Genomic DNA, 20,772 nt, shown 5'->3' with positions numbered 1-20,772 from the left:
TCAGCGCGGCTCGGGCACCCCGCTCGCCGACCGGATCGGCGTGGTCGCCCCGAGGAACACCGCGAACAATGCGGGCCTGCGCCGCTGCAGCTCCAAGCGCCCGCCGTCGGCCTCGATCAGCGCCCGCGCCAAGGCCAACCCGACACCGGTCGATCCGCCTGCCGAGAATCCACGATCGAAGATGTGCGGCGCGAGTTCGTCACGCACCCCTTCGCCCTCGTCGGCCACTTCGACACACACCAGCGGCTCCCGATCCCGCCCTGGGCGCACCGTGCGCACCGACACCGTGCAGGTGCCGCCGCCGTGCATCAGGGCGTTGTCGACGAGCACCGCGACCGCCTCGCGCAGCCGCGACCCGGTGATCGGCGCGCACAGCGACTCGTCACCGATCAGCGACAGCGTCCGGCCCGCCTCGCTGAACGGGTGCGTCCATTCGGTGACGACGCCGCGCAACTCGGCCATCACCGGCACCGGATCACGGTCCGCCGCGTCCTCGTCCCGCGACGCGCGGACCAGGTCGTCGATCGCCTCGGTCAGCCGATCGACCTGCGCCATCGCCTCCTCGGCCTCGTGCACGACATCGGGATCGGTGTGGGCGGACAACTCGTCCAGGCGCAGCCGCACCGCGGTCAACCGGCTGCGCAGCTGATGCGACACATCCGCGACCAGGGCATGCTCGCGTTGCAGCCTGCCCGCGATCTCGACGGTAGCCGAGTCGAGCACGTCGGACACTCGGTCGAGTTCGGAGATACCGTGTCTGCGCGGGTCAGGCCGGAAGTCGCCCTTGGCCAACCGCGCGGCCCGTGCGGCCACATCGCGCAGCGGATCGGCCACCCGACCCGCGGTGACCATCGCGACCGATACCGCCGCACCGAGTGAAGCGAGCACCGCGAGCGCCACCACGGCAACGGCCTGCCGCTGCCTGACATGCATCGGCCCCGACGGCACCTCCAGGCGCAGCGAGCCCGCGGTTCCCATCGACAGCGACTCCACCAGCGGATCGGAGACCCGGTCCACGCCGACGTCCAGGCGCGAGGCGTTGTCTTTGGGGGCCGGATAGACGATGGTCAGCCTGCCGCCCGCGGGGACGAGCGGCCGCACCGATCGCTCGTCGAACCCGCCGGTCACCATGCCGTCGCCGTGCTCCTGCACGATGACCTCCGCGGCGATCCGCTCCAACCTGCTCTGCAGATCGTTGCGGGTGATGTCCTCGACCCACAGCCAAGCGGTGTAGATCAACGGCACGCCGAGCACCACCGTGGTGATGGTCAGCACCGTGAGGATGGATCGCAGAATTCTGCGCCGCATGTCAGTCGGTGTTCAGCCGGAAGCCGACACCGCGCACGGTGACGATGCGTCGCTCGGCCATCGGACCCTCGTCGCCGATCTTGCGGCGCAGCCACGACATGTGCATGTCCAAGGTCTTGGAACCGCGCAACTCGGCGTCGCCCCAGACCTCCCGCAGGATGGTCTCGCGCGGCACCACCTGGCCCGCGCGATCGATCAGCACCTTGAGTAGTTCGTATTCCTTGTTGGCCAAACCGATCTCGACGCCGTTCACCAGCACTCTGCGGGCCGCGGGCTCCAGCCTGATGCCGCCGACCTCGACGATGTCGTCACCGATTCCACTGCGCCGCAACAAGGCTCGCACGCGAGCCAACAGCTCGGCGAGGCGGAACGGCTTGCCGACGTAGTCGTCGGCACCCGCATCGAGCCCGACGACGAAATCCACCTCGTCGGTGCGCGCGGTGAGCATCAGCACGGCCAAGTCCGCGCCGCGAGCGCGCACCTGGCGGCACACCTCCAGCCCGTCCATACCGGGCAGGCCCAGGTCGAGGATGAGCAGATCGTGGTTGCCCTCCAACGCCCTCTTCAGCACCGCGGGCCCGAAGCGCTCGACCGTCACCGAATACCCCTCGCGCCCAAGGGCCCGGGATAGCGGCGCGGCAATGGCCTCGTCGTCTTCGGCCAGGAGTACGGCGGTCATGACCCCAGATTACGGATAGGCGCGACAGCGGCCAGTCGTCTCATCGGTGGCCGCCGCCGGGCATTCCGTGGCGACCGCGATCGTCCCACCGCTCCCCGTGGCCCTGCGACTCCTCGAACACCTGGCGATACAGCAGCGCATGTACCTGCTGCACCTGCGGGATGTCGTCGTATTCGAGTGGTTCCTCCGAGGACGAGCCGATGATCAAGGTGCCGGTGCCCAGCAGCCGGTCGAAAAGACCGTGCCGGAACTGCACGCTGGAGATGCGACTCATCGGGATATCGATACCGGTGTGCGTGATCACGCCCTGACGGATGAGGACCCGTCGATCGGTCACGATGAAATGGGTCGATTTCCAACTCAGAACCGGTGCGACACAACGCCATCCGAGGATGCCGAGCCAGGCGACCAGAATGACGCCGAGCAAAATCGATCGCGTGGTGGATTCGGTGTTCCGCCAGGCGAGGCCACCGAGGAAACCGGCGAACGCGGTCGCGACGATCAACGTCACCGCCGGCCAGAACAGCATTTTCCAATGCGGATGACGATGGAGTATCAATTGCTCGTCCGGTGCGAGCACCTCCTCCGGATAACCCATGCCGGAACCCTACCGTGTGCGGGTGCCAGAATGCCTGGACACCGGGGCGCGCCGTGCTGCACAATCGTCACCTCGCGCAGCCCCCGTCGCGCCCGAGATTCTCCCGCTCGCTCAAGTGATGTCCGCTCGACCTAGCTCTGAACGCTCTACCTGCGGAAAAGCCAAGTCCTGCTAGACAAAATGTCGATACGGCCGTGGAGGCGTGAGTGACCAAGGATCTGAATCAGCTGGAAATCCTGACCGAACTCGAACCGATAGCCGAAGCGAACCTCAACCGGCACCTGTCGATGGCGAAAGATTGGCACCCGCACGACTATGTCCCCTGGGACGAGGGCCGCAACTTCGCGGCGATGGGCGGGATCGACTGGGCGCCGGAGCAGTCCAAGCTGAACGAGGTCGCCAAGGCCGCGATGATCACCAATCTGCTCACCGAGGACAACCTGCCCTCCTACCACCGCGAGATCTCCGAGCACTTCTCCGCCGACGGCGCATGGGGGACCTGGGTGGGCCGCTGGACCGCCGAGGAGAATCGGCACGGCATCGTCATGCGTGACTACCTGGTCGTCACCCGCGGCGTCGACCCGGTCGCTCTCGAAGAGGCCAGGATGATCCACATGACCAAGGGTGTGCACTCCCCCGAGTACTGGGGCGGGTTCCTGGTGAACGTCGCGTATGTGACCTTTCAGGAATTGGCCACTCGGGTCAGCCACCGCAATACCGGCCGGGTCTGCAACGACCCGATCGCCGACCGCATGCTGCAGCGCGTCGCCACCGACGAGAACCTGCACATGATCTTCTACCGCAACCTGTGCGGCGCGGGCCTGGATCTGGTCCCCGATCAGGCCATGGAGGCGATCACCGGGATCCTCGCCAATTTCGTCATGCCCGGCCACGGCATGCCGAACTTCCGCCGCAACGGCGTGCTGATGGCCAAGCACGGCATCTACGACCTGCGCCAGCATCTCGAGGAAGTAGTGCAGCCGGTGCTGAAGAAGTGGAACATCTTCGAGCGCAACGACTTCGGTGCGCGCGGGGAGGCCGCCAGGGAAAGGCTCGGCGAATACCTGGAGAAGCTGGCGGGCGATGTACTCAAGTTCGAGGAGCAGCGCGATCGGATGTTCGCGCGGGAAGCCGCCAAGGGCATCATGCAGCCGGTGTGAGTGCACGGTTCGTGACCTCGGCGAAAGCCGGGGTCCCACCGAGCGGCGGAAGGCTCAGACTTCGGCGCGCAAGTGGGTGACGTCGCCTGCGGACACCGCCCGATCGCCGATCAGCAAGCGCCCGGTGGCGTCGACGTCGGTGGCAGTGCCGGTCAGTGTCTGCCCGCCGGGCAGCTCCGCGCGCACCCGCGCGCCCAGCGTGGAACACCGCTCCCGATAGGCGGCGATCAGATCGGCGGTGGCCCAGTTCGCGCCCTGCCATGCCGTGAAGCGTCGAGCGAATTCGGTGAGCAGCGACTGCACCAGCAGCGTGCGGTCGGTGTCGGTGGCACCGGCCAGCGTCAGTGAAGTGGCATGTGGCACCGGCAGTTCCGCTTCAGTGAGGCTCACATTGAGGCCGATGCCGATCACCACGGTGGGTGCGCCGTCGCTCGCCGCGACCTCGGCCAGAATGCCCGCGACCTTTCGGCCGTCGATCAATACATCGTTGGGCCACTTGAGAGTTGCGGCCACACCCGAGGTCGAGCGCAACGCATCGACCACCACGACCCCGGTGAGCAGCGGCAGCCAGCCGAGTGATTCCGGGGCGACGCCGGGCAGGCGCACCAACAGCGACAGCGACAGCTGTGCCCGTGGCGGGCTCACCCAGGTTCTCGCATGTCTGCCGCGGCCGCGCTCCTGAGTTTCCGCCAGGAGCACGCTGCGATCCGCATCGGAATCCCCGGCGCGCGCGATCAGGTCGGCGTTGGTGGATCCGGTCGCCTCCAACACATCGATGCGGGAGAAAAACGACAGCTCGGGCGAGTCGGTGAGACTGCGCCGCAACTGCTCTGCATCCAACGGTGGCCTGTGCACATCGGCAGGCTACTCGGTGCCTGTCGGCTTACCCCGATAGGTCGGCGGAGCCATCGCCATCGAGGTAAGCCGACGCACGCTGCGGTCAACCGACGAGGTCGTACTCGCGAATCGGTGCTCGCATACCGGAGGTATTCGCCTCGTCGCACTCCGCTTCGTCCGCCTCGACCCAGAATTCCGGGTCGAGGACGGTCGGTTGCGGAGGCGTAATCCGACGGCCCGTCCAAGTCGCCGCGGTGGCATATTCGGCGACCGTTCTACCCCATTCCCACATTTGCCTTGCTCCTCCCCTGAGCCGAAAACCGGACGCCTTCAGGCTATCTGGACACCGGCACGCCGCACCATTGATTTTGTTGTAGCGGAACGCGGTAATCGACCAGGAATTTTCTGTTCGATGTCACAAAGCAAAGTAATCTAGCTGCGGTTTTCTACTCGCCGGTAGCCGGTGCTCGTTTCCTGCAAGCCACTGGTACTCGTTACACTCCGGAGCCATGACGAGTGTCCAGCAGCAGCCCTCCTCGGAATCGGCGGGCTCCCCCGATATCCACACCACCGCTGGGAAGCTGGCTGACCTGCGGAATCGGCTGGAAGAAGCCAACCACCCGATGGGTGAGGCCGCTGTCGACAAGGTGCACGCCAAGGGCAAGATGACCGCCCGCGAGCGCATCCTCGCACTGCTGGATGAGGGCTCCTTCGTCGAGCTCGACGCGCTGGCCCGGCACCGCAGCGTGAACTTCGGCTTGGAGAACAACCGTCCGCTCGGCGACGGCGTCGTCACCGGCTACGGCACCATCGACGGCCGCGACGTCTGCATCTTCAGCCAGGACGTCACCGTGTTCGGTGGCAGCCTCGGCGAGGTCTACGGCGAGAAGATCGTCAAGGTGATGGATCTGGCGCTGAAGACCGGCCGCCCGCTCGTCGGCATCAACGAAGGCGCAGGCGCGCGCATCCAGGAGGGCGTCGTCTCCCTCGGCCTCTACGGCGAGATCTTCCACCGCAATATCCAGGCTTCGGGCGTGATCCCACAGATCTCGCTGATCATGGGCCCGGCCGCTGGTGGCCACGTGTACTCCCCCGCACTCACCGACTTCGTGGTGATGGTGGACGGCACCAGCCAGATGTTCGTCACCGGCCCCGACGTCATCAAGACGGTCACCGGCGAAGACGTCACCATGGAGGACCTCGGCGGCGCGCACACCCACATGACCAAGTCCGGTGTGGCGCACTATGTCGCCTCCGGCGAGCAGGACGCCCTCGACTACGTCAAGGATCTGCTGTCCTACCTGCCCAGCAACAACCGCGCCGAGGCGCCGCGCACAGCCCCGACCGACCCGATCGACGGCGCCATCGAGGACTCGCTCACCGACGAGGACCGCGAGCTGGACACGATCATCCCGGACTCGCCGAACCAGCCCTACGACATGCACGAGGTCATCCGTCGCTTGCTCGACGACGACGAGTTTCTCGAGGTACAGGCCGAGCGCGCGATGAACATCATCTGCGGTTTCGGACGGATCGACGGGCGCAGCGTCGGCATCGTGGCCAACCAGCCCACCCAGTTCGCGGGCTGCCTCGACATCGACGCCTCCGAGAAGGCCGCGCGCTTCGTGCGCACCTGCGACGCCTTCAACATCCCGATCATCACCCTGGTGGATGTGCCCGGCTTTCTGCCCGGCACCGGCCAGGAGTACAACGGCATCATCCGACGGGGCGCCAAGCTGCTCTACGCCTACGGCGAGGCCACTGTGGGTAAGATCACGATCATCACTCGCAAGGCCTATGGCGGCGCCTACGACGTCATGGGTTCCAAGCACATGGGTGCCGATGTGAACCTGGCCTGGCCGACCGCTCAGATCGCCGTGATGGGCGCTTCCGGCGCCGTCGGCTTCGTCTACCGCAAGCAGCTGCAAGAGGCCGCCAAGAACGGAAATGACGTCGATGCGCTGCGGCTCGAGCTGCAGAACGAGTACGAGGACACCTTGGTGAACCCCTACATCGCCGCCGAGCGCGGCTATGTGGACGCGGTCATCCCGCCCTCGCACACCCGCGGTCAGATCGTCTCGGCGCTGCGTTTGCTCGAACGCAAGATGGTCACACTGCCGCCGAAGAAACACGGCAACATCCCGCTGTGATGAAGCGATAAACCGTCATGGGCCGCGCACACTGGATCATAGGGCTGCAATCCAGTCGCTCCCAGAGGAAGATCATTTCATCGGTTCGACATCGAGTCGGGGAACAAGCCCGATCGATATAGAGAGAGGATCTGGCACTGTGACGACCGTGGCAGAGGAAGATGTGTTGACCGCCGTCGAGCTGGAGCTCACAGTCGACCCGATCACCGACGAGATCGAGGTGGCCGTGGATCTGGTCGCTCCGACCGCCGAATCGGGCGGACAGCCGTTCATTCGCATCGTCAAGGGTTCGCCGAGCGACGAGGAGGTCGCCGCACTCGTCTGCGTACTGACCGCAGTCGCCGACAGCGCGAACGCCGCCCGCTCGAAAGGCCCGGCCGACAACTGGGGCCGACCGACTTTCATGCATCGCGGCACCTCGCCGTTCTCGCCCTACGCTTTCCCGCAGCTGTCGCACCTGCGCGACTGACGTGAGTCGACGCACCGAGCCGACCATCGACACCACCTCGTCGAGGCACGTCGCGACCGAACACAACGGAGCGCGATCGTGACCCGGCTGGTCCTCGCGTCCGCATCGCCCGCCCGCCGCGCGGTGCTGCGTTCGGCGGGCATCGACCCTGTCGTGCGGGTGTCGGATGTGGACGAGGACGACGTCGCCGCCGCACTGCCGAACAACACGCGGCCGCAGGTCGTCGTGGTCGAGCTGGCCAGAGCGAAGGCCATGTCGGTTGCCGCCGTGATTCCCGAATTCGCCATGGATTGTGTGGTAGTCGGCTGCGATTCGATGCTGCTGGTCAACGGCGAACTACAGGGCAAGCCGCACACTCCCGAGGTCGCGCGGACCCGTTGGGCCGAGATGGCCGGGCGAAGTGGGGATCTCATCACCGGACATTGCGTCCTGCGCATGCGGGACGGAGCGGTCGTCGCCGAGGCTGTCGACTGCAGTTCCACCACCGTGCATTTCGCCAAGCCCGAACCCGAGGAACTGGACGCCTACATCGCGACCGGTGAGCCACTTCAAGTGGCGGGCGCGTTCACCCTCGATGGCATGGGCGGCTGGTTCGTCGATCGCATCGACGGTGATCCGTCCAGCGTGATCGGGATCGGTCTACCACTGCTGCGCCGACTGCTTGGCGACGTTGGGATCGGCATTGCGCAGTTGTGGGGCCACACGGCCAGCTGAGGGCGTCGCGATCCGCGGCTCGGCGGCGTTCTCGGCACCGACCGGCACTGCCGTCGCGTCCCGGTTGGGGTCGGACTCCCGTCGCATGTCCTGCTCAGGGTGTGCCATGAGCTCCAGTCGTACTACGCAGAGCTCCGGCTCGACGAACGGGTGCAGCCCTACATTCACCGCGCCGCGGTCCCCGCCACGGTCGAGCACCTCTTTGATCAGGCCGAGGTGCACCCCGCACACCACCTCGGAGTGCGTGCGTGCGAGTTCACGCAGTGGGCAGGCCGTCAATCTGATCGGCGCCTGCTCGTCGGTCTCGGTGACCTGGTCGCGTTCCGGCGCGAAGCCGAGCTCCGAAAGCAACGTCACCGCGAGGTCTTTGGCGTCCTCCAACGTTTCGATGTGCTGGTCACCGACGTCCAGCTTGGCGCCCCATGTGCGCCCAGCGGCGATGGCCGCCTCCGAACGACGTCGGGGATCGGGGCCGAGCTGGTCGGCGAGCACCTGCGCGAGTTCCTGGTAGCCGACCGATCGCTGCACCGCGCTATATCCGATACGCGGACGCCCGCGGCCACGGGGTGGTTGCTGGAATTGCCGCACCAGGGATTCCTTGGTGAGTACGTCCAGATGAAACCGAACCGTGGTGACGTGCTGCCCGGTGATTCTGGCCAGTTCCTGGGCGTCGAGAGGCTCACTGGCGCCACGTAGGATCGCGAGCAGTCGCCGCCGCGGCCAAGAATCGGACATAGCTCACCCCTCCTCCTGGGAGACTTTATCGGATGTGGGTGCGATTTATTCGCCCATTCAGCCGATTTGTGATCTGAAACGAGAGTCACTATCGCCTCACACCTACCATCGCTGTGAGACCCGAACCGCTGTAACTACCGCCTACCACGCGTGAAGGACCCACACCGTGCCTGTTGCCAAGGACCCTCATCCCTCATTCGGTTCCTACGCTCAGCCTCACCGCCTAGTAACCACGGAGTGGCTGTCGGCAAACATAGGCAAGCCCGGACTCGAGATCGTCGAGTCCAACGAGGACATACTGCTCTACGACATCGGACACGTACCCGGCGCCACCAAGATCGACTGGCGCGGCGATCTGAATGATCCGGTCACGCGTGACTATATCGACGGTGTCCGTTTTACCGAGCTTATGCGCGCAAAAGGAATCGAGCGCGACGACACGGTGGTGATCTACGGAGACCGGGGCAATGCGCAGGCGGCGCACACCGCGTGGCTGTTCACCCTCTTCGGGCACGAGGATGTCAGGCTGCTGGACGGCGGGCGCGACGCTTGGATTTCCGAGGAACGCGACACCACCTTCGACCTGCCGGATCCCACGCGCAGCGAGTACCCCACCGTGCGCCGCGACGACAGCACCGCGCGCGCCTTCCGCGAGGACGTGCTCGGCCACCTCGGCAGGCCGGTGATCGACGTGCGCTCGCCGGAGGAATACACCGGCGAACTCATCCAGCCGCCGATCAATCCCGAAGACGCCGCGCTGCGAGGTGGACATATCCCGACCGCCGTGAATATCCCCTGGACCGAGACTTTCCATTCCGACGGCCGATTCCGTTCCCGCGCCGAACTCGACAAGGTGTACGCCGGGCTGGCCGCATCCGACGATCTGATCGTTTACAGCCGGGTCGGCGAGCGGTCCAGCCATACCTGGTTCGCACTGACGTTCCTGCTCGGATTCGACACCGTGCGCAATTACGACGGCTCCTGGACCGAATGGGGCAACTCGGTGCGGATGCCGATTGCCAAGGGAGCTGAACCCGGCGCGGCTCCGACCGGTACCACACGCAAGACCCGCGGCAGATAAGGCCTACGCCACACCCGATGCCCTGGTGTGATGTGCGACCTACTGTTCAGTAGGGCTATCCGAGTGCAGAGTCTGTTGGCAGACTGCCTACACTCGCCCGAGACGTAAGTTTGATCGACCACGGGGCGACCAAAAAGATTGCACACAGGAGGCTCAGTGCCCAGCCATGCCAGCGCGCGGATAACGAAGGTACTCGTAGCTAACCGAGGCGAGATCGCCGTGCGCGTGATCCGGGCGGCCAAAGACGCCGGAATCGGCAGCGTCGCGGTGTACGCGGAGCCGGACGCCGACGCCCCTTTCGTGAAGCTCGCCGATGAGGCCTTCGCCCTCGGCGGTCAGACCTCCGCCGAGTCGTACCTCGTGTTCGACAAAATCCTCGACGCCGCGGCCAAGTCCGGCGCCGACGCCATTCACCCCGGCTACGGATTCCTCTCCGAGAACGCAGACTTCGCCCAGGCAGTCATCGACGCCGGGCTCATCTGGATCGGCCCGTCGCCCCAGTCGATCCGCGACCTCGGTGACAAGGTGACCGCGCGCCACATCGCCGAACGCGCGAAAGCGCCGATGGCCGCGGGCACCAAGGACCCGGTCAAGAACGCCGACGAGATCGTCGAGTTCGCCAAGCAGTACGGCGTGCCGGTCGCGATCAAGGCCGCCTTCGGTGGCGGTGGCCGCGGCATGAAGGTCGCATACTCTATCGAAGAGATCCCCGAGCTGTTCGCGTCGGCGACCCGCGAGGCGGTCGCCGCCTTCGGTCGCGGCGAGTGCTTCGTCGAGCAGTACCTCGACAAGGCCCGCCACGTCGAGGCGCAGGTCATCGCCGACCAGCACGGCAACGTGATCGTCGCGGGCACCCGTGACTGCTCGCTGCAGCGTCGCTTCCAGAAGCTGGTCGAGGAAGCTCCGGCCCCGTTCCTCACCGATGACCAGCGGGCGCGGATCCACGCCTCCGCCAAGGCCATTTGCAAGGAGGCCGGCTACTACGGCGCGGGCACCGTCGAGTACCTGGTACAGGGCGACACCGTCTCATTCCTCGAGGTGAACACTCGTCTGCAGGTCGAGCACCCGGTCACCGAGGAGACCGCAGGCATCGACCTGGTGCGTCAGCAGTTCCGCATCGCCAACGGCGAAGAGCTCGAGTTCACGGAAGATCCGGCACCGCGTGGCCACTCTTTCGAGTTCCGCATCAACGGTGAGGACGCCGGTCGCGGCTTCTTGCCCGCGCCCGGCCCGGTCTCGGTGTACAAGGAGCCGAGCGGCCCCGGCGTGCGCGTGGACTCCGGCGTGGTCGAAGGCAGCGTGATCGGTGGACAGTTCGACTCGATGCTGGCCAAGCTGATCGTCACCGGCGAGAACCGCACTCAGGCGCTGGAGCGGGCGCGGCGCGCGCTTGCCGAGTTCCATGTCGACGGTCTTGCCACCGTCATCCCGTTCCACCGCTCGATCGTCGAAGACCCGGCGTTCGTCGGGGACGGCGAGAAGTTCGACGTCTACACCAAGTGGATCGAAACCGAGTGGGTCAACAACGTCGAGCCGTTCACCCCGGGTGGCGCCGCTGCCGATGAGGACGAGGAGCTGCCGCGGCAGAAAGTCGTCGTCGAGGTCGGTGGACGCCGCGTCGAGGTGTCGCTGCCCGGTCAGTTCAGCCTCGGCGGCAGTGGCGGCGGCTCGACCGGGGGCAACGGCGCCGGCGTGGTGCGCAAGAAGCCCAAGCCGCGTAAGCGTGGTGGCACCGGTGGCGGTGCGGCCTCCGGTGACGCGGTCACCGCACCCATGCAGGGCACCGTGGTCAAGGTCGCGGTCGAGGAAGGCCAGTCCGTCGAGGCGGGCGACCTGATCGTGGTGCTCGAGGCCATGAAAATGGAGAACCCGGTCAACGCGCACAAGGCAGGCGTCGTCACCGGTCTCTCGGTCGAGGCGGGCGCCGCCATCACCCAGGGCACTGTCCTCGCCGAGATCAAGTAAACGGTTGCGCACAGCCGAGGTTGTGCCCCGTTAACTGCATATGAGCAACCGCTGGAGCGGGCGCTGGACTCCGACGTCCGCGCCCGCTCTGTCGTATGGTGGATCGGGTGACCAGTTCGCCCGTTGCGCCTACCGTCGCGGAAGTCATCCGCGGCCGTCGTGAGTCCGCGAGCCGCAGCGACGGGCATCGACTCGCGCTGGTCATCGAGGGCGGGGGCAGCCGAGGGGTCTATTCGAGCGGCATGGTGCAGGCATTGGAGGAACTCGGTCTCGCCTCGATCTTCGATGCTGTCTACGGCACCTCCGCGGGCGCGATCAACGGCGCATGGTTGCTCTGCGGGCGGGCACTGCCCGGCATGCGGTCGTGGACCGATCCCTCGATCATGCGGCGCGCTGTCGATCCGGCTCGGCTGCTGCGCGGGCGACCCGCCTTCGACCTGAATTATCTGGTCCATCAGGTGTACGACGGCGTCGAACCGATGGACTTCCCCGCGATCCTGGCCAACCCCACCACCTTCCACCCGATCGGCACCGACATCCGTACCGGCCTGGCGGTCGACCTGCGCCGCCACATCGTCGACAAACCGACGCTGATGACCGCGCTGCGCGCCTCGGCGGGGCTGCCGATTCTGGCCGGACCTCCCGTCCCGCTCGGCGACTCCCACTACCTCGACGGCGGGCTCGCCGAAACCGTGCCCATCCGCACCGCGGTGCGTGACGGCGCCACGCACGCCTTGGTCCTGCGCACCCGCCGCACCGACGAACAACGCCCGCCCGCCTCTCGACTGCATCAGATCGTCGGCGGCAGCTACCTGCGCGTGCGTGCACCGGGCGCCTACCGGGCCTGGTTGCAGCGTCCGCTCCAGCAACATGTCGAAGACCGATGCCTCACCGGCCTCGGCCACACCGCCCTCCAAATCCACCCCCCGCTCGGCTCCCCCGACATCGACAGCGCGGCCCGGGATACCACCCTCCTGGCCCGAGCACTCGAAATCGGCCGCCGAGCCGTGCACTCCCACCTCGCCGCCGCCCTGGACGTGAGCAGCGAAACCGCCTGACAGAGGTCCGTTCCGGCCGAGCAGCGACCAAGCCGCTACGCCACCTCGGACAAACCACGAGCACAGCGACCGCGACGTCCCGCGCGGCCGCGATGGTCAACCCACCATCACTGTGACGCCCTGGGAGAGGGGGAAGTCGTGTAGTTCGAGATGACTCGGGGTGGAGTCGGGGGCGACGTCGAAAACCAGTTGAGTGGTGGCGGATTGGCCTGGATGCAATTCGAAGGAGTAGTTGTGGCGGCCTTGGGCGGTCTGCCACATGGTGGCGGCAGGATCGTGGTCGATCACCCGGCCCCGGGTATCGATGAGGTGCTGACCGAATGGCAGGAACCACTTCGACTGGTCGGAAACGTTGTTCACCGTGACGGTGACGATCGTGAAAGAACCACGGGCCGATTGGAATCCGACGCGGGAGAAGCCGGAATCGGCACCGGTGACCACGAATTCGAACTTCCCGTCGCGCACCGCCGACTGCGCGGTCGCGGGGCCGGCCGGACCGGGATCCGGCGGGGGTACGGGATGTTCTTCGGCCGCCGCCGTCGGTCGCGGGGCATTCGAACCACCGCTCGAGTCGCCGACCCGGCTGCCCGAGGCCATCAGCGCGATGCACCCCGCGGCGAGCACGAAGGGCGTCAGGAACACCACGACGAGCGCGCCGATGACTTTGGTGAGCACGCCGCCCGGTCGTCGACGGCCTCGACGTGGGGCGGTGGCCGGCGGCGCGATCCACCGGCGTCCCCGCGACACCGACCAGCGCAGCGGTGCCACCGACCCACCGCGCTGCCGCTTCGACTTCGGCTGATAGGCAGGCCGCTGCACCGGGACCGGCGGCGGAAAAGCCGGACCGGGCCGCGCGGGTGCATACGGCGCGTGTCGCGAATTCGGCTGCGGGAGGACACCTCTTACCGGTGGCGGCACCTGCGACGGTGCGAGCCGGGTCACCACCAACGTCGGTGTCGGCCCCGGCTCCGGCATGACCTTCGTCGGTGTCGGAGGTCGAGGCGCGGATGGTACCGGCGACTGCGCACCGGCCACCGACAACGGATCCGGCGTCGGACCGCCGGAGGCAACAGGCGGGGGCAGCGGGGGCGAAGGTTGCGATCGCCCCGTCACCACCACCGTCGGCGTCGGTCCCGACTGCTCGAGCAGCTTCGTCCGAGGCTTCGGCGTAGCCGACGGCGGCGGCGGCGGCACGAGCGGAGCGACCGGACTCCCGACACGCGGATTCGAGCATTCCGAGCCGACGGCCGCGCGGGCGGCGTCCGCGAAGTCGCGGGCGCTCGGGTAGCGCGCGGCCTGGTCCTTGGCCATGCCGCAACCGATGACCGCGTCCAACGCCGCGGGCACCGACGGATTCACCGAGGCGGCCCGGGGCGGTGTTGCCCTCAGGTGGTCGTGCATCTGGCGGGGTGGGTCGGTGTCGCCGTACGGGCGACGGCCGGTCAAGCATTCGTACAGCACGCAGGCCAGCGAGTAGATGTCGGAGCGCGCGTCGACCGTCCCGTTGAACCGCTCCGGCGCCATGTAGGGCCAGCTGCCGATCGCCATACCCGTCGCGGTGACGGCGGTCTGCCCCACGCCCTTGGCGATGCCGAAATCGATCAAGTACGCGTGCCCACCATTGTCGATCAGGATGTTGGACGGTTTGACGTCACGATGGATGAGCCCCGCCCGATGTGCGGCATCCAGTCCGGAGGCCACCTGTGTCACGAAGTCGACGGCCGCGGCCGGGGCCAGCGTGCGGACCCGGCCGAGCATTTCGGCCAGATCGATGCCGTCGATGTAATCCATCGCGATGAACAGTCGGCCGCGCTGCTCGCCGAAGCCGTGAATGCGCACGATATGGGGGTTGCGCAGGGTGGAACCGAGTCTGGCCTCCCGCTCGAACCGCCGCCGATACTCCCTGTCGCTCGCCAGGTTCTCCGACAACACCTTCAGCGCGACCTCACGCCCGCCTTCGGTGTCGCGCGCGAGCCACACTTCCCCCATCCCGCCCCGACCGAGCAAACGGTCGAGCCGGTAGTTCCCGAACTGTTCCTCCCCCATCGCTGACCTCCCGGTAACCGCGCCGCTGCGGGTGGGGCGGCAACCCGGCGACCCCGAATTGCCCGAACCTGCTCCGACCCTAGCCCCGCCACCCACCTCCGCACAGTGTGATGTCCCCTACGTAGGACTACCTCACCACCGAAGCCGCCGACACCCCTCCGAATGCGCCCTTGCGGACTACCGCCGACCGCTACTTGCCCGGTTTGCCGTGGCCTGGTTTGCCTCGGCCTGGTTTGCCGTTGCGCGGCTTGCCGTTCCCGTGATCGGGGCTGCCAGGGTTACCACTGCCGTTGTCGGTGTTGTCGGTGTCGTTGTTGCTACCGGCGTCGAAGGTGTCGCTACCGAGGGGGCTGTCGCTGTCCGGGGTGCTCTGACCGTTGCCAGAGTTTTCCGTGGCCGGTTTGTCGTTGACCGGCTGCTGCGCGTCGAGGTGGGCCTCGACTGGAATCCACTGAGCGAAGTGACCGTCGGCGACCGAGCAGGCGAGCGGGGTGCCGTCACCACCGATGGTGCTCATGTCGACCGCGGGGTTGCACGGCTGCCCGGCGGCAGGGACGAAGGCGATCGGTGGCGGTGCCGGTGCCGGTCCGACGGGGGCGTGCGGCCGCGGCACCGGACTCGCCGAGGTCGGTGTGGATGACGGTGCGGCGGAATCGGTCTCGGTGCCCGGCGGGCGCCCGAGCCACAGCGCCATCCCGACCATCGTCAGGAGGGTAGAGAGGGCCGCGGCAGCAAGACCCGTACCCAGTATCCGCCGCGGCTCGTGATCGCCCGACGGTCGCGCTACGCGCATGGACCCCACCCCGGGCAACGCATCGACCCCACCGGACGACTCCACGCCACCCGACGACCCGACTCGGCGCAGCGAGTCGGCCGCATCCGACCGCTGCGCGCATGGCATCGATCCGGCTGCCCGCACCGAATCGACCCCGTGCTGCGAACCGACCGCGCGCCACGATTCCAGCAGGTCTGATCGGGTGGCCATAGTTGCCGCGGTGATCTCGACCGTCGCAGTCTCCCGGCCCGTGACCGCGGCATACGCATCGGAGGCCATTTCCCCCGCGCTGGACCATCGCTGGTTCGGATCCTTGGACATGCCGCGGGCGACGACGGCATCCAATGCCGCGGGCACGGTGGGATTCACGGCGGAGACTCGCGGTGGATCGGTCATCAGATTGGCGCGCAATTGCTGTGTGGAATCGACGGTGCCGAAGGGCCGCTGCCCGGTCAGGCATTCGTAGAGCACGCAGGCCAGTGAGTATTGGTCGGCGCGGCCGTCACAGGTGCCGGTGAACCGCTCCGGCGCCATGTACGCGAGGGTGCCGACCACGTTGGTACTGGCCGTGATCGTGGGCTGGTCGATCCGGTGGGCGGTGCCGAAATCGATCAGATGGACGAATCCACTCGGGCTCACCATGATGTTGGACGGTTTGACGTCGCGGTGCACCAGCCCGGCCCGATGGGCGAGGTCCAACGCCGCCGCGGTCTGCGCGACGATCTCCACCGCCTCGACAGGCGACATCGGCCCGTCGCGTCGGAGCAGACCGGAGACATTGGTGCCCTCGATGAACTCCATGTCGATATACAGGCGACCGTCGAGTTCGCCGAAGGTATGGATCGGCACCAGGTGCGGACCACGAACCTGGGCGGCTAGTCGGGCCTCCCTGGTGAACCGCTGCCGGTATGTCGCGTCGACGGCATGCGCCGCGGCCAACAGCTTCAACGCGACGTCACGCTGTGTGACGCTGTCGTGCGCGAGCCAAACCTGCCCGGTGCCCCCACTGCCGAGCAACCGGTCGAGGCGGTAGTGGCCGAACCACACCTCGCCCATATCGAAACCTCTCACTAGCCTGCTCTCCAACGAACAGGTACCCGAAATCCTCACCGGCACTACCAAAATCGCGAATCCGATGCGACAGCCATCCATCATTTCGCAACCCCGCCACCATCGAGGCACGGAATTCTCCCACCAACCCGCACCGGGTCCGTCGACGTACTCGGGTCCGCAACACGACAGGTGCCACGTCGGTCCCGACAGCCCGCATCGGGTCGCACCGGCCGTCCACCGACAGACACCGGTGCAGCGGCCCGCCCGAGTGGGCACCCCGACCCATATGGAGGAGCAACAGCGCGGCGGCCGCATCGTCATCGACAGCCGCTAGCCTTGCTGGTATGAGTGACGTGCCCGAGATCCGCATCGGCACCGCGGAGCGTGAGCAGGCGATGCAACGACTCTCCGACCATTTCGCCGCCGGTCGGCTGAGCGTCGCCGAGTTCGACGAGCGCAGTGCGGTGGTCGCGGCTGCGATGACCCGCGGTGATCTGGACACGGTCTTCGTGGATCTTCCCGAGCCCGTCGCAGCTACCGCGGTGCCCGTGAAGCACCACACGGGGTTCATGGCCGAATGGCCGGAGCGAGTGATGGCGGTCATCCCGATCGTCGCTGTCATCCTGTTCTTCCTCACGCATAGTTGGCTGTGGTTTCTGGCGATTCCGCTGATGGGCGCGCTGCTGTACGGCAATCGGCACGATCGAGGGCGGGACCGGCGTCGGGACCGGCGCGCGGAGGACAAAGACTGATGGAACCGGTCGAGATCAACGCGGGCACGTGGTATCTGCGCGCACTGCGCGCCGACGAACGCATCGATGACCGGCCTGCCCTCGCCGAGGGCGGCATCGATGATCCCGACTATGTCGCACTGCGTACGACGCAGTGGGACAACGAAACCCACTATTCGTGGGCGGTCTGTGAACCGACAACCGCGGAGCTGGTCGCCGAAATCGGCGTGACCCCCGGAGCCGACGACATCGCCGACATCACCGGCTGGGCCCGGCCCGGCTACGAACCCGCGCTCGAGTCCGGCCTGACCTCCGTTCGGCGATTCGTCGAGGGTGGGCTCGGACTGCGGCTCACCACTCACTGAGGCGTGATCAGGCCGCTGCCTGAGCTACCGCATCACGCCGGTATGTCCGGTGGAGTAGCGGCCGGGTTGTGGCCAGACGGTCAACCCGTGTGCCCCTCGGCCGACCGGTATGCGGGCCAACAGGTTCCAATTGACGATATCTACGGCGTAGACCTCACCGTGGTGGCGGCCGGAGACCCAGAAGACCCGGCCGTCAGCGGAGAGATTGCCCATGTCGGGGCTACCGCCTCCTGGGATGTACCACTTGTTGACCAGCTTGTTCGCCGCGAAATCCCACACCGAGATGCTGCCCTCGTGGCGGTTGGTGATGAGCATCTGCTGGGAGTCGCGGGTGACGTAAAGGCCGTGCGCGCCCTTACCAGTGGGGATGAAGCCGGTGTTCTCGAAGCCGACGGCGTTGACGGTGTAGACACCGTTGGCGGCCATATCGGCGACGAAGAAGGTGCGTCCGTCCGGCGAGAGCTTGACGTCCTGCGGCATGCCGGACCGCCCGCCCGGCAGGTCGATCGTCTTCACCACGGTGCGTGCCGCAACGTCGAAAACCAACATGCGTCCGGCGAATTCGCAACTGGCCAGTGCGAACAGGCCGTCGGCTGTGAAGTCCATGTGATCGATGCCCGCGCAGGTGGGCACCGCCATCGAGTGCAGCTTCTGCCAGGTGTACGGATCGTAGAAATCCAGCGACTTGTCCGCCTCCGCGACGACGAGCGCGAACTGGCCGTCCGGCGTGTAATACATGTTGTAGGGGTCGCGCACCGGAATCGCCGGGCCGGGCCGGCCGGTCCTCGGATCGATGGCCATCAGGCTGCCGCCGCCGATCGGCAGGTCATTGGTGACATACAGCGTCTGCATGTCGTAGGAGGGCACCACATGCTGTGGTTCCGAGCCGCCCGACCGGAAGGTGTCGATCACCTGGAAGGTGGCCTGATCGATGACCGAGACGGTGTGGGATTGACTATTGGGCACGTACACCAGCGCCCGATGATCTGCCACCGCCGGGCTGAGCTCGCGGTTGGCGGCGTACACATCGGTCGGCGACAGCGGCGGCGGCATACCCGGTAGCAGATTCCGTCGATACGGGAGCGCCGGACTCGTAGTAGGCGTGGCAACAACCGAGCTCGGCGCTTGCGACACACCCGCCGAACCCGCGCCGCTGGAGGCGCACCCCGCCACGGCCGCTACCACGGCCAGCGAGGCGATGAATTGGTAGGGTGCCGCGGCCGGACGTCGGTCCGGTCGAGCAGCGGGTGCGCGGCTGTGGAACATGCGCTGCCGGTTCACGCGCCGCACCGTGCCAGGGGGTGGTGCAGACGAGACGACATGGGTGCGAAGCCTAGGTGGTGGGGCGCGGGTTCTTGGGTAGTCCGCGCCGAATCCATCGAACCAGGTTCAGCCATCCGGACATTCGTGACAGAACTCTTCCGGGGCCGGTCGGTGCCGCGGTCCACGGGCTCCGTCGCCGCACCGGGAAAAGGCGCGTAGCCGAATCCGTGGCGGCGCGGATTCCGCAGCAATCCGCGCCGGATCCACCGAAGCAGGTTCGGCCGGCCGGGCAGACGACCGGAACAACCGAGGCCCACCGCACCGCTCGCCACAGCGTGGACCGTCGCGCCGAACGCACTCTGCGCGACGGTCAGCCCGCAGCCGCTCCTGCCATCCGGGACCGCACCGGCGAACTACCCGAGGTCGGTGAGAACCCGATCCAGGGCGTCGACCGCCGCGTCCAATTCGGCATCGCTGACGGTGAGCGGCGGCCGGAAGCGGATGCCCCGTTCACCGGTGCCGAGGATCAGCACGTGCTCGTCCGCCCACAGCCTGGTCAGCACTTGGTCGCGCAGCTGCGCCGAAGCGACGGTGAACGCGCACATCAGACCGCGCCCACGGGGTTCGGTGATGCTCGGGTGCGCCTCGGCGAGCCCTTCCAGTCGCCGCATCAGATGCGCGCCGAGCTCTCGGGACCCCTCGATCAACTGGTCCCGCTCGAGCACCTCGAGAATCCGCCTGGTGCGCACCATATCGGTGAGGTTGCCGCCCCAGGTGGAATTGAGCCGGGAGCTGACGACGAACACATTGTCGGGCACCTCGTCGATGCGCCCACCCGCCATCACGCCGCACACCTGGGTCTTCTTCCCGAACGCGACCACGTCCGGCTCGAGCCCGAGTTGCTGGTAGGCCCAGGTGGTTCCGGTCATACCGACCCCGGTCTGCACCTCGTCGAGCACGAACAGCGCGTCGTTCTCGTGACACAACTGCTGGACGGCCTGGAGGAACTGTGGCCGCAGATGCCGGTCACCGCCCTCGCCCTGAATCGGCTCGGCGATGAAACACGCTATGTCGTGCGGATTTTCGGCGAAGGCGCGCCGCGCCTGCGCCAACGCGTTCGCCTCGGCGACGTCGATGTCGAGGTCGTCACACACATACGGCGCCTCGATGCGGGGCCAGTCGAACTTCGGGAAGCGCGCGACCTTCACCGGATCGGTGTTGGTCAGCGACATCGTGTAGCCGGTGCGGCCGTGGAACGCTCCGGTCAGGTGCAGCACCTTGGTGCCGAGTTCCGGTGCGCGGCCGTGGGATTCATTGTGCCTGCTCTTCCAGTCGAAGGCCGCCTTCAGCGCATTCTCCACGGCGAGTCCACCACCGTCGATGAAGAACAGGTGCGGTAGCCGTGGATCGCCGAGCACCCGCGCGAATGTCTCGACGAACCGCGCCATTTCGACCGTGTAGATGTCGGAGTTGCTCGGTTTGTTGAGGGCGGCTGCGGCGAGTTCGGCCCGGAAGACTTCGTCCTCGGCCAGTGCGGGATGGTTCATCCCTAGCGCGTTCGAGGCGAAGAAGCCGAACATGTCGAGGTAGGAGCTGCCGTCTCGTTCGTCGACGATTCGGCAGCCACGCGAATTACGGAGATCGAGCACCAAGTCGAACCCGTCGGCCAGGATGTGCGCCGACAAGATTTCGTGTACCCGGGTTGCGGGGGTGACCGGTGCTATGTCACCGTCCGTGCGGGTGCGGTCCAGTTCGAGGGTCACACCGGTCAGGGTACGGAAATAT

Annotated in this window: 19 protein-coding genes; 9 read left to right on the top strand and 10 right to left on the bottom strand. The window is 66.9% G+C overall.

The window, feature by feature from the left end; all coding sequences use genetic code 11:
• Genes AB0M74_RS14150 through AB0M74_RS14140 form a run of 3 tightly spaced genes read right to left on the bottom strand, consistent with a single transcriptional unit; the run spans position 1 to position 2,585 of the window.
• On the bottom strand, positions 1 to 1,308 hold the full coding sequence (locus tag AB0M74_RS14150) for an ATP-binding protein (protein ID WP_364906330.1): 1,308 nt from the start codon (positions 1,306 to 1,308) through the stop codon (positions 1 to 3).
• Position 1,309: 1 nt separating this feature from the next.
• Positions 1,310 to 1,987, bottom strand: a complete 678-nt coding sequence (locus AB0M74_RS14145) for a response regulator transcription factor (protein ID WP_364906327.1) — start codon at positions 1,985 to 1,987, stop codon at positions 1,310 to 1,312.
• A 40-nt stretch (positions 1,988 to 2,027) separates the two neighbouring features.
• A complete protein-coding gene (locus AB0M74_RS14140; RefSeq protein ID WP_364906325.1) occupies positions 2,028 to 2,585 on the bottom strand; it encodes a PH domain-containing protein in 558 nt (185 codons plus the stop codon).
• A gap of 206 nt (positions 2,586 to 2,791) precedes the next feature.
• Between AB0M74_RS14140 and AB0M74_RS14135 the strand changes: the two genes are divergently transcribed.
• Entirely contained in the window at positions 2,792 to 3,745 is a 954-nt protein-coding gene (locus tag AB0M74_RS14135) for an acyl-ACP desaturase (RefSeq protein ID WP_364906322.1), read from the top strand.
• 54 nt (positions 3,746 to 3,799) lie between these two features.
• Here AB0M74_RS14135 and AB0M74_RS14130 read toward each other — a convergent pair whose 3' ends face one another.
• A complete protein-coding gene (locus AB0M74_RS14130; protein ID WP_364906320.1) occupies positions 3,800 to 4,600 on the bottom strand; it encodes a biotin--[acetyl-CoA-carboxylase] ligase in 801 nt (266 codons plus the stop codon).
• Between the two features lie 85 nt (positions 4,601 to 4,685).
• Positions 4,686 to 4,874, bottom strand: a complete 189-nt coding sequence (locus tag AB0M74_RS14125; protein ID WP_364906317.1) for a hypothetical protein — start codon at positions 4,872 to 4,874, stop codon at positions 4,686 to 4,688.
• Positions 4,875 to 5,091: 217 nt separating this feature from the next.
• Between AB0M74_RS14125 and AB0M74_RS14120 the strand changes: the two genes are divergently transcribed.
• From AB0M74_RS14120 to AB0M74_RS14110, 3 genes are all read left to right on the top strand, one after another.
• Positions 5,092 to 6,732 carry an acyl-CoA carboxylase subunit beta gene (locus AB0M74_RS14120; RefSeq protein WP_364906313.1) on the top strand — a complete coding sequence of 547 codons (1,641 nt, stop codon included), beginning with the start codon at positions 5,092 to 5,094 and terminating at the stop codon, positions 6,730 to 6,732.
• A gap of 139 nt (positions 6,733 to 6,871) precedes the next feature.
• Positions 6,872 to 7,201, top strand: coding sequence for an acyl-CoA carboxylase subunit epsilon (locus AB0M74_RS14115; RefSeq protein ID WP_364906311.1), 330 nt, complete (start codon positions 6,872 to 6,874; stop codon positions 7,199 to 7,201).
• A gap of 78 nt (positions 7,202 to 7,279) precedes the next feature.
• Positions 7,280 to 7,915 carry a nucleoside triphosphate pyrophosphatase gene (locus tag AB0M74_RS14110; protein ID WP_364906309.1) on the top strand — a complete coding sequence of 212 codons (636 nt, stop codon included), beginning with the start codon at positions 7,280 to 7,282 and terminating at the stop codon, positions 7,913 to 7,915.
• On the opposite strand, the gene AB0M74_RS14105 is transcribed toward AB0M74_RS14110, so the two are convergent.
• Complete coding sequence (locus AB0M74_RS14105; protein ID WP_364906306.1) at positions 7,841 to 8,650, bottom strand: transcriptional regulator; 810 nt, start codon at positions 8,648 to 8,650, stop codon at positions 7,841 to 7,843. The two genes, AB0M74_RS14110 and AB0M74_RS14105, sit on opposite strands and share 75 nt — an antisense overlap.
• A 166-nt stretch (positions 8,651 to 8,816) precedes the next feature.
• On the opposite strand from AB0M74_RS14105, the gene AB0M74_RS14100 reads away from it, so the two are divergent.
• The 3 genes from AB0M74_RS14100 to AB0M74_RS14090 all read left to right on the top strand — a co-directional run bounded on the left by AB0M74_RS14100 (position 8,817) and on the right by AB0M74_RS14090 (position 12,754).
• Positions 8,817 to 9,731 (top strand): sulfurtransferase, encoded by a 915-nt coding sequence (locus AB0M74_RS14100; RefSeq protein WP_364906304.1) that lies wholly within the window; start codon positions 8,817 to 8,819, stop codon positions 9,729 to 9,731.
• 156 nt (positions 9,732 to 9,887) lie between these two features.
• Positions 9,888 to 11,696, top strand: a complete 1,809-nt coding sequence (locus tag AB0M74_RS14095) for an acetyl/propionyl/methylcrotonyl-CoA carboxylase subunit alpha (RefSeq protein WP_364906301.1) — start codon at positions 9,888 to 9,890, stop codon at positions 11,694 to 11,696.
• Between the two features lie 107 nt (positions 11,697 to 11,803).
• A complete protein-coding gene (locus AB0M74_RS14090) occupies positions 11,804 to 12,754 on the top strand; it encodes a patatin family protein (RefSeq protein WP_364906297.1) in 951 nt (316 codons plus the stop codon).
• Positions 12,755 to 12,850: 96 nt separating this feature from the next.
• Here the strand turns inward: AB0M74_RS14090 and AB0M74_RS14085 are convergent, their stop codons facing one another.
• Together AB0M74_RS14085 and AB0M74_RS14080 are read right to left on the bottom strand one after the other, a co-directional pair.
• A complete protein-coding gene (locus tag AB0M74_RS14085; protein WP_364906295.1) occupies positions 12,851 to 14,800 on the bottom strand; it encodes a protein kinase in 1,950 nt (649 codons plus the stop codon).
• Between the two features lie 190 nt (positions 14,801 to 14,990).
• Positions 14,991 to 16,631 carry a serine/threonine-protein kinase gene (locus tag AB0M74_RS14080; RefSeq protein WP_364906293.1) on the bottom strand — a complete coding sequence of 547 codons (1,641 nt, stop codon included), beginning with the start codon at positions 16,629 to 16,631 and terminating at the stop codon, positions 14,991 to 14,993.
• A 341-nt stretch (positions 16,632 to 16,972) separates the two neighbouring features.
• Here AB0M74_RS14080 and AB0M74_RS14075 point away from each other — a divergent pair, with 341 nt between their 5' ends.
• Complete coding sequence (locus AB0M74_RS14075; protein ID WP_364906290.1) at positions 16,973 to 17,380, top strand: DUF1707 domain-containing protein; 408 nt, start codon at positions 16,973 to 16,975, stop codon at positions 17,378 to 17,380.
• Positions 17,380 to 17,724, top strand: coding sequence for a hypothetical protein (locus AB0M74_RS14070; protein WP_364906288.1), 345 nt, complete (start codon positions 17,380 to 17,382; stop codon positions 17,722 to 17,724). The genes AB0M74_RS14075 and AB0M74_RS14070 overlap by 1 nt, the downstream gene beginning before the upstream one ends.
• A 24-nt stretch (positions 17,725 to 17,748) precedes the next feature.
• Here the strand turns inward: AB0M74_RS14070 and AB0M74_RS14065 are convergent, their stop codons facing one another.
• Both AB0M74_RS14065 and lat read right to left on the bottom strand, forming a co-directional pair.
• A complete protein-coding gene (locus tag AB0M74_RS14065) occupies positions 17,749 to 19,005 on the bottom strand; it encodes a hypothetical protein (protein WP_364906286.1) in 1,257 nt (418 codons plus the stop codon).
• A gap of 395 nt (positions 19,006 to 19,400) precedes the next feature.
• Entirely contained in the window at positions 19,401 to 20,750 is a 1,350-nt protein-coding gene (gene lat / locus AB0M74_RS14060; RefSeq protein ID WP_364906283.1) for an L-lysine 6-transaminase, read from the bottom strand.
• Between the last annotated feature and the right edge of the window lie 22 nt (positions 20,751 to 20,772).

The organism is Nocardia sp. NPDC051463 (genome assembly GCF_040681975.1).
Taxonomy (GTDB): Bacteria; Actinomycetota; Actinomycetes; order Mycobacteriales; family Mycobacteriaceae; genus Nocardia.
The sequence above is the reverse complement of the archived record's forward strand: the minus strand, read 5'-3'. Positions and strand labels throughout refer to the sequence as shown.